The organism is Cyanobium sp. WKJ7-Wakatipu (genome assembly GCF_024345355.1).
Lineage (GTDB): Bacteria > Cyanobacteriota > Cyanobacteriia > PCC-6307 > Cyanobiaceae > Cyanobium_A > Cyanobium_A usitatum.
In genome coordinates, this window is the sequence record NZ_JAGQAY010000055.1 from 1 (window position 1) to 7,586 (window position 7,586).

6 protein-coding genes are annotated in these 7,586 nt (G+C 55.2%); 1 reads left to right on the forward strand and 5 read right to left on the reverse strand.

Features of this window, described 5'->3' with window-relative positions; genetic code table 11:
• Positions 1–98 precede the first annotated feature (98 nt).
• The 3 genes from KBY83_RS15105 to KBY83_RS15115 all read right to left on the reverse strand — a co-directional run bounded on the left by KBY83_RS15105 (position 99) and on the right by KBY83_RS15115 (position 2,985).
• Positions 99–569: a hypothetical protein gene (locus tag KBY83_RS15105; protein ID WP_255020390.1), complete on the reverse strand. Its 471-nt coding sequence runs from the start codon at positions 567–569 to the stop codon at positions 99–101.
• The gene (locus KBY83_RS15110; protein WP_255020391.1) at positions 566–1,189 is read right to left on the reverse strand and encodes an N-acetylmuramoyl-L-alanine amidase; all 624 of its coding nucleotides are present in this window, start codon (positions 1,187–1,189) and stop codon (positions 566–568) included. Before KBY83_RS15110 ends, KBY83_RS15105 begins: the two co-directional genes overlap by 4 nt.
• 1,634 nt (positions 1,190–2,823) lie before the next feature.
• Positions 2,824–2,985, reverse strand: coding sequence for a hypothetical protein (locus KBY83_RS15115; RefSeq protein WP_255020392.1), 162 nt, complete (start codon positions 2,983–2,985; stop codon positions 2,824–2,826).
• 305 nt (positions 2,986–3,290) lie between these two features.
• Between KBY83_RS15115 and KBY83_RS15120 the strand changes: the two genes are divergently transcribed.
• Positions 3,291–4,301, forward strand: coding sequence for a lipopolysaccharide assembly protein LapB (locus KBY83_RS15120; RefSeq protein WP_255020393.1), 1,011 nt, complete (start codon positions 3,291–3,293; stop codon positions 4,299–4,301).
• A 415-nt stretch (positions 4,302–4,716) separates the two neighbouring features.
• On the opposite strand, the gene KBY83_RS15125 is transcribed toward KBY83_RS15120, so the two are convergent.
• Both KBY83_RS15125 and KBY83_RS15130 read right to left on the reverse strand, forming a co-directional pair.
• Positions 4,717–5,913 (reverse strand): IMS domain-containing protein, encoded by a 1,197-nt coding sequence (locus tag KBY83_RS15125; protein WP_255020394.1) that lies wholly within the window; start codon positions 5,911–5,913, stop codon positions 4,717–4,719.
• Positions 5,914–6,464: 551 nt separating this feature from the next.
• Entirely contained in the window at positions 6,465–7,421 is a 957-nt protein-coding gene (locus KBY83_RS15130) for a hypothetical protein (protein ID WP_255020395.1), read from the reverse strand.
• Positions 7,422–7,586 lie beyond the last annotated feature (165 nt).

Below are 7,586 nucleotides of genomic sequence, written 5' to 3' on the forward strand. Positions count from 1 at the left end.
CGGGCATCGCTGGCAACGGCCTGAGGTCCTGGTTCATGTCCCCACGGCTGCGATCGGATATTCCGCAATCACAGGAGCTCAATCACCGCTTCCTGGCCTCACCGCAACTTGCGACACGCTCCTAGCGGACGCAGCGTTCTGGCCAGACGCCAAGAATTAACAAAAGAATGGTGTGCGATCCAACCTGAATCTGCTGCCGAAGGCGAGCAGGAATGCTCTGTGGCCTGTGAGACCCCGGGGATGCCAATGGCTGCTTCCAGCAGCTGCACCAGCTCAGTGAGGATGTCCTTGCTATAGATCTCCCCCAGCTCAGCGGTGAGGGCCTGCATAGTCGCGCGTGCCTTGGCTTGTTGCTGCTCTCCGAGCAGTTGCAAAAACAATGGTTGTCGGCCCAGATCCAGCAGCGGCCCGTGAAGTCGTCGCGATGCACCGGCGGCATCGATCAACCGATTGACAAGCGCTTGGCGCGGCAGGTTGTTCAGCTCACCGCTGTTCACCCATTGGTGCACCTGTTCGCCGATCTCCCGGCCGATTCCCATCCCAACCTTGCACTTCAGTGGGTCATTCAACGCCCCTGGGTTCGAACGCCGGTGCGCCCTAAATCAGCGGTGAGCGGCGATCCGCCGCATGCCAGCCACTGACTGCGGAAATTCTGGTCAAGATGAGCCCAGTTGAAGCTGCGTGGATCACGGCGGCTGCCGCTGCGGTCAACCTCCTGATGGGTTACCACCAAGCCTGAGCCGATGCCATACAGCACCTTCCATTGGGCAATCTGTGACGCCAGGCTGCGGTACTGCTCATTGGTGTAACCGGAATGGTGGCCCCGCTCGCCATCCGCTCCGTCGGGAGGCGAGACAAGGCTCACGTGCAAAGCAACGTTGTTCAAGGATGGCTGCAATCCAGGCTTGAGCTGCACAGCCATTCCCTTGAAGTCAGAGTCACCGGCGCCGTAGGCCCTCTCACTGTCGGCCACTAGACGCAGGCGCCGGCCATCGCGGCCGATCAGCATGTGATAACTAGCCTGCTGGGCATCGCTGGTGCGGGTACTTTGAAACAGAGCCAGTGCGGTGCTCTCATCGACCACAGTCTCGTGCAGCACGATCAGAGCTGGTTTGTTGGCTACTGGCCGCCCTTTCCAGTCAGTGGCCTGGCGCGTGCCGTAGTTGGAGGGATCCGCCGGCGCTTGCAATTCTGTCTGGCTACCGCTCAGGCATGCCAGTGCAACACGCTGATCTGCCTGGTCGCCGTTGATCCGAGGCGTTGTGCTTTTGGTGTGTTCAGAGTTCAGCTGCAGACCAGATTGGTTAGGAGAGTTCCCATTGGATGCAACACCAGACGGATCGAGTCCCCAACGCGGATCAATCACTTTGGGTTGTTGCCGCACCGTGATTGCTAGCAGGTAGCCGAGGCCGCCCAGCATGAGTAAAACAAGACCAAGAACTGTTCCGGCGAAGTACGGCCCGATTGGCTCTGAGTCCTTAACAGGATGATCTGGTCCCGCTTGATCTGCTGGCGGCTCGGGTTGTGCTGGATCCAAGGCCCGATTGGACTGGTGGCCGCTTTCGATGGGACTGCTCAACGGACGTTCCCAGGGATCCAGGAGACAGCCCCATCCTGATGATTGATCACGATGATTGAATCGCCTTGATGGGTGTCATTCCGCCAGGTGATTGGATGACTACTGCCATTGGTGCCCACCACAGCACCTTGCCCCTCTGGACTGTAGGTGTAAGTAGTCTCCTTACCATCAGCCCAGGCCACTTTATATCCATTCTCGGCATCACCTCCCACATCGCGGCAAGCCCAGAACTCCACTTGTGATTTGTCCGTATTAACGCGCCCGCTGGGGTCAGTGCGGGAAAAAGCGCAGCTTTGCGGGTAATCACCCCCGGGAAGTTGTCCGAACTTATAGTCGGAGGCACTGCCCCACGCTCCCTGTCCTGAGTCGTTGGGAGCTGTCGGTAGTTTCGATGGTGCCTGAGTAGGAGGATCCGCAGCCGGCTCAGCAGGCTGCGGTGTACTGAGGGGGGCCTTCGGTGATGGGACGGAGGCTGTGCTCTGCTGAAGACGGTTTCCTAAGAAGAGCCAGGCAAGACCAACAATGACGGCGCCGCCCAACATGGCTACCAGCGCGATCAAGATTGAAGTCTGAGGGTTGCTCGGCGCTGTCTGGATTATTTGGGGCTGCCCCGTCCCCGCTGGGGCGTAGTTGATGGGTCCAGTCGCAGCGTAAGGCTGTGTGGCGGGGTGAGGCGTTGAAGGCGCGTGTGACGTGAAGTGCTGCCGGGAAGCGTAGGTAGGTGGCTGGGCCGCCGATGACGCCATGCTGAGTGGACGCCCTAGGCATCCGTCGATCACATCAGCCAGTCGACCCACCATCGCGCTGTTGTAGGTGAGCCCAAGATCCTCCAGGAGGGCATCGCGACCCCCTAGCTGCACCGAGTGCTGCTTCTGGACAAACAGTTGCGGGAAGGTAGGGCGCCCCAGTAAATCCCGCAGCGGACCCAAGAGAGCGGTGTCCTCGCCGACAAGATCCTGGATCTGACTGAAGATGGTGCCGTAGGGCAGGCTGGACACCGCTTGCTGAGCTATCAGCCCGGCAAGCTGCTGCCCCAGCTTGTGGTCTCTGACTCGGGCGGGTTCGGATGGGCTACCTACTGTCACCGTCCTGAGGGTGAAGTAGAGCAACACTAAGGGACGGGCTTCATCAGCCTGATTCTGATCAGCGCTACCTCCGGAATGGAACCTTGCAGAGGCACACGTCTTGGTCTCGACTTTCATGCCAGCGCAGGTATTGCTCAATCAGAAGATTTGATCAACTCCTTACAGCCAAGCTACAGCTGCAAAAATCAATATATTATTTGCCATGTAGGCATTCAAATCATAGCCAAAATCGACCTCTATAATCTTGCCTTGGCTACGGCAAAAGTCGTAGAAAAAGCCTTGTTCGTATCGCTCAGCAACTTGTTCTTGTTGCTGCTCCAACACAGGTGGGCTTTGAGAGCAGTGGCTATTTATGATTGAGGATGAATGAGCAGTCTGGCGAAGCCCCTACAGCTATGACCTCGCAAGCGGCACCAAGGGGAGATCACGACCTGGGAATGAACCTTGCCAGGGCATTGGACAATATCAAGAGCCCGACACCCCAGCTGTGCCAGGCCATTTTGCAAGACCTACTCGGTGATGATCGATCGCTATGGCCTGCTCTTCGGCAGTTGACCGAGCGCCCAGGTTTTGAGGCATTGCGGAACCATACGAGTTCTGCCGCTCGGATGGCAGGGCGGGATGCCATGCTGAAGGATATTGCCGCCTGGTGTAACCAGGGAATCCTAGAGCGTTCAGCTGAGTTTCTGAATGGACTCTTGGATCTTCCATCAAATGTGCTGTCCCTATCGAACGGGGGCCAAGAGCCCCCAGGTAGCACAGAGAATGCGCCTGTGCCAAGGAGTCAACCAGTTGTAGCAGTAAACACGCAGGAACTTGTTCAGTGTTACTGCAAACTAGCCGAGGAAGCCGCCCGCATCGGTGACATCAAGACAGCAATTTCGAAATATTCAGAGGCGATTCAGCTTGACAGTACTAATGCGCGGCTTTACCGGCAGAGGGCAAGCCTTCATGCCAAGTCCGGAGACTTGACAAAAGCGGCTCAAGACTTGACCAGTGTGGTACATTTTGATGCGGATGATATGCAGATACTATACCATCTTGGCACTATCCACGAAGCGATGCTAGAGCCAGACGTGGCTCGCAATAAGATCAAGACAGCGGCCGATCGTGGCCATGTAGAAGCCCGGGAATGGATCGCAAGCGACTGCTTAAAGCGGGCAAAGAATGAGGCTTCAAGTGGTAATCATATGCACGCGATTGAGCTAGCAACTAAAGCCATGAGTTACCGACAGGCTGTCCAGGCTGCCGACTACATGCTTAGAGCTGCGTCATATTCAGCGCAAAGCAACTATCAAGAGGCACTAAACGATTTAACGGAAGCGCTCCGATTGACGCCAAACAACACCTCCGCTCTATACCAAAGAGGACATGTATTTAAGGCGCTCAGTCGTCGTTACAGGGAAACCAATGCAGATAGGGAAGCAGCTTCCGTTCTACGTCCTTGCAGGCCCGTCGGCGCCAGCAAGCTGCAAATTCCTAGAAGCAAAAGGATGCTAGTCGCTGATATTATTATTTTGGCGACATTGTGCGCGGGCGGACTTTTAATGGTACAACTTTCTGTGCCATCTTGGCTGATTTATATTGCGATTGCTTTGGCTGCTTTCATTTTGCCAACCTTGCTCATCAAGTCATAATCCGTCACTACACTTCTCATCCTCTCCATCAGTGCAGTCAATAGTGACGTGTCCGGGTTACGTTGTGCTGTCGTGAATCCCTGGGGCTTCTCCGCTGCGGCTGCCGTTAGGGAGCCAGGCGCTGAATGCCCGGATAAACGATCACCTGGCGGCAGTTCTGCTGGCTGCCCAACCACCAGCCGGCCCCCAGCGCGATCAGCAGCAACAAGGCCACCGGCACCAAGGCAAGGGTCGGATTGTTTGCGGCAGCGAGAGGGGAACCCTTCTGAGATCTGGGGGGTGAAATGACGATGACGATATCGAAGATGACGGATTGCTGTTAGCCGATTGCTGTGACATCGGCGGTGCCACTCCGGGGCCAGGGGTTGGGGCCTAGACCCCATATTCAAACGATCGTAAAAACCAGTCCGGCTGGTCAGGGAGCTTTCTGGAAGCTCACCAGGCGCCAGATACCTCCGTCGCGGCCAAACACATAGAGGTTGCGAAGCTCCATCTTGCTGGGCTCGCCTTGAGGATCCCCCTTGGAGTTGAGCCGCTGATCGGTATAGCTCATCCCCACCGTGGCGGCGATGCGGTTGGCGTCTCGCTCGTTGATCACCAGCTTGGTGATGTCGGTGCTGATGCTCTGGGTTTCGCCGAGGGCCTTATCACTATCGCGCTCGGCTCTGAGGCGATCCAACTGGGAGGGCCGAGCCAGTGTATCTAGAGGGATGCGGCTGTTCTTGCCGGCCAGGATGGAGGTCTTGGCATCGAGCCAGGCCGCCAAAAGCGCCTGAACCTGAGCTTCGCTAGGGGCCTCGGCCCGCAGCGGCAGAATCGCCGCTACTGGAGCCGGTGGCACGGCGGTTTTGCTGGCTTCCACTGACACTGTAGTGGCAGCGGGTTGCGCGGCAAGGGAGGTTCGGCTGGGGCCGGGGGAGGGCGGTCGTGGGCGCGTCACCGAAGCAATGCCCACCAGCACGAGGACGGCCCCAACCGCCGTGGCCGTAAGGCGCGAGGATCGCGCCAGCCGCGGCCACCGCAAGTTGTAGCGGATGGTCTCCAACAAAGCTCCTGAGTGCGAAGCATCAACATCCTCGTCATTGTTAGAGGAGTTCAACGGTTGGCAGGTGGTGTCCACCAGACTGCCTGCCAGCGCTATCACGACAGGAGTCGGACTGTTTGAGACAAGGGAAGGGGAACCCTGCAGAGGTCTTTGGGTGTGGACCGAAGTTGGCGAAGTAGTGAATGGTTGAGTGCTGTAAGCCGATTGCTGTGACATCGGCGGTACCGAGCCGGGGGGAAGGCCAATGCATCCGTCGATCACGACCGCTAAACGGACAACCATCCCAGCGTTGTAGGTGAGCGCCAGATCCTGAAGAAGGGCATCACGAGCCCCCAGCTGCACCGAGTGTCGTTTCAGCCCAAGAAGCTGCTGGAAGGCGGGGCGACCCAGCAAATCCCGCAGCGGTCCAAGCAGAGCGGTGTCATCGCCAAGCAAATCTTGAAGCTGACCGTAGATGACGCTGAAGGGCAGGTTTGATGATGCCTGTTGAGCAATCAGGGCCGCCAGGTTGCAGCCCAGCTGCTGGTCGCTGATGCGGTCTGGCTCGGCTGTGCTGCTTGATCTCATCAGACTAGAGGAGGCAACATGTAGAGAATAAGTTTCCGGATCGATAGAGTTCGTTTCGTAGCGACACTACCCATGAGTATAATGATCTGCTGTAGGTCTAGCGCGCATGAGGTGCATAACATAATTGTACTGGTTGGAGGTCAAAGCATCCTTGATGCCTGCCAGATACTGTTCTGACAAGCCAGATTAAATATGTAGGCGCAAACAAAAGCCTAGTTTTCTTCTAGGCTGCATCAGCAAAATTCGAAGTGAATGGTACATGCTGAAGAGTTTAGGTGACGGTAAAACGTCTGAGATAAAATTAAGTGTTGCTGATGACCGGATATGACTAGCTCGAGTGCTCTGGTGAGAAACGAATCCCCAAAGCCAGGCCTAGTCTTATCCCTTAGCATACCCATTGCTAAGGCCTGGTTGAACCATTGAGCCTACAGGCAAGTTGCGGTCATCACATGCTGGCGGGACTACATCCGAGCTGGATGCAAATCAATCCTGCTGAATAACCAAAAAAAGGCATAATTGTCGCGGATAAATTCTGGAACCTCAATCGAAAGCTAGCTCTCCAGCCATGAAGGCGGAACCAGCATTCCAATAATGTATAAAACCGAGAAAATTCCTCCGGAAATGACAAATAGCCAGTCCCAGGCGTTAAGCGTTCGGAACTGCGGTCGCACTCCGCTTTCCTGCTGAAGAACTTTATTGGCCAGCTCTTGCAGGCGAGCAGGCTGCATATAAGCAACAATAATGATCGAGATGGAGACTGCTAGCAGAACTATATTTGTTGAAACCGACTCAGAAGCTTGAAGAAGATTAATCAGTGAAGGAACAAGCGAGAAAAGAATGAAGACAAGCCACGGCCTTGGCTCATCAGAATCGAAGCCGAGCTCGTTGAGTCTCAGACGGATCCTTCTAGAGGCACCTATGATATAAAAACCTCCAAAGGATGCACTCCAGAATGGGAGAATGCTCGCGTCATTCTTGCGCAACGCAGGGAGGGACTGCGAAGTAGCAGCAACCCTCTTGTAATGCCGCCAGTGGCGGTAAGACCATAGAAAAGTATAGATTCCAAATGATAATACAGAAAGCAGCAGCAGTCGACTTGGATTGTCTGCGTAAAAACTTCCAGACGTAAGGCCGGCGACTCCTTGCTGCCTCGGCTTGTGCAGTGATCTTTCGTTTATAGTCTGTGAACCAGAAGCCACATGATCAATAGTATTCAAATCAAGAGCTCCATCAATAAAAGCTGTCAGCTGAGAAACGATTTCATCGCGATAAAGAGGCCTGATCTCCGAAAGCAGCCGGTCTTTCGCAAGTGCCTTCTGTGTGGTTGGTTGGTGCAGCATGATCTCTCTAAAGACCTGTCTTGCAGATAGGTCAAGCAGTGCTGGCTTGAGTCCTGGCTGATCAGTGCAGATATCCTGGAGTAAGGCCCCAAATTGATGCGGGGGGATCTGGCGTGATTGAATAGCTTGCCTAAATGCTAGACCAGCATTAAAAAGTTCATTAGACATGGCTTATGGGTGATGGTAAATTGTTGAGAGGAATATATGGGTACCTCGAAATTTACGAGATTTGCCAGCCTCTGATCACCATAAAAAAATGCCTTTCGGCATCGTCGCAGCAGATCATAAGTGCTCAAGCAATGCAATATTGTCGGCAAATTGATTCGTACTGGA

What these genes read in the sequence shown, in the direction of transcription:
- KBY83_RS15120 (WP_255020393.1), top strand. Translation starts at nt 3,291, where the DNA reads ATGCTGAAGGATATTGCCGCCTGGTGTAACCAGGGAATCCTAGAGCGT.
- KBY83_RS15125 (WP_255020394.1), bottom strand. Translation starts at nt 5,913, where the DNA reads ATGAGATCAAGCAGCACAGCCGAGCCAGACCGCATCAGCGACCAGCAG.
- KBY83_RS15130 (WP_255020395.1), bottom strand. Translation starts at nt 7,421, where the DNA reads ATGTCTAATGAACTTTTTAATGCTGGTCTAGCATTTAGGCAAGCTATT.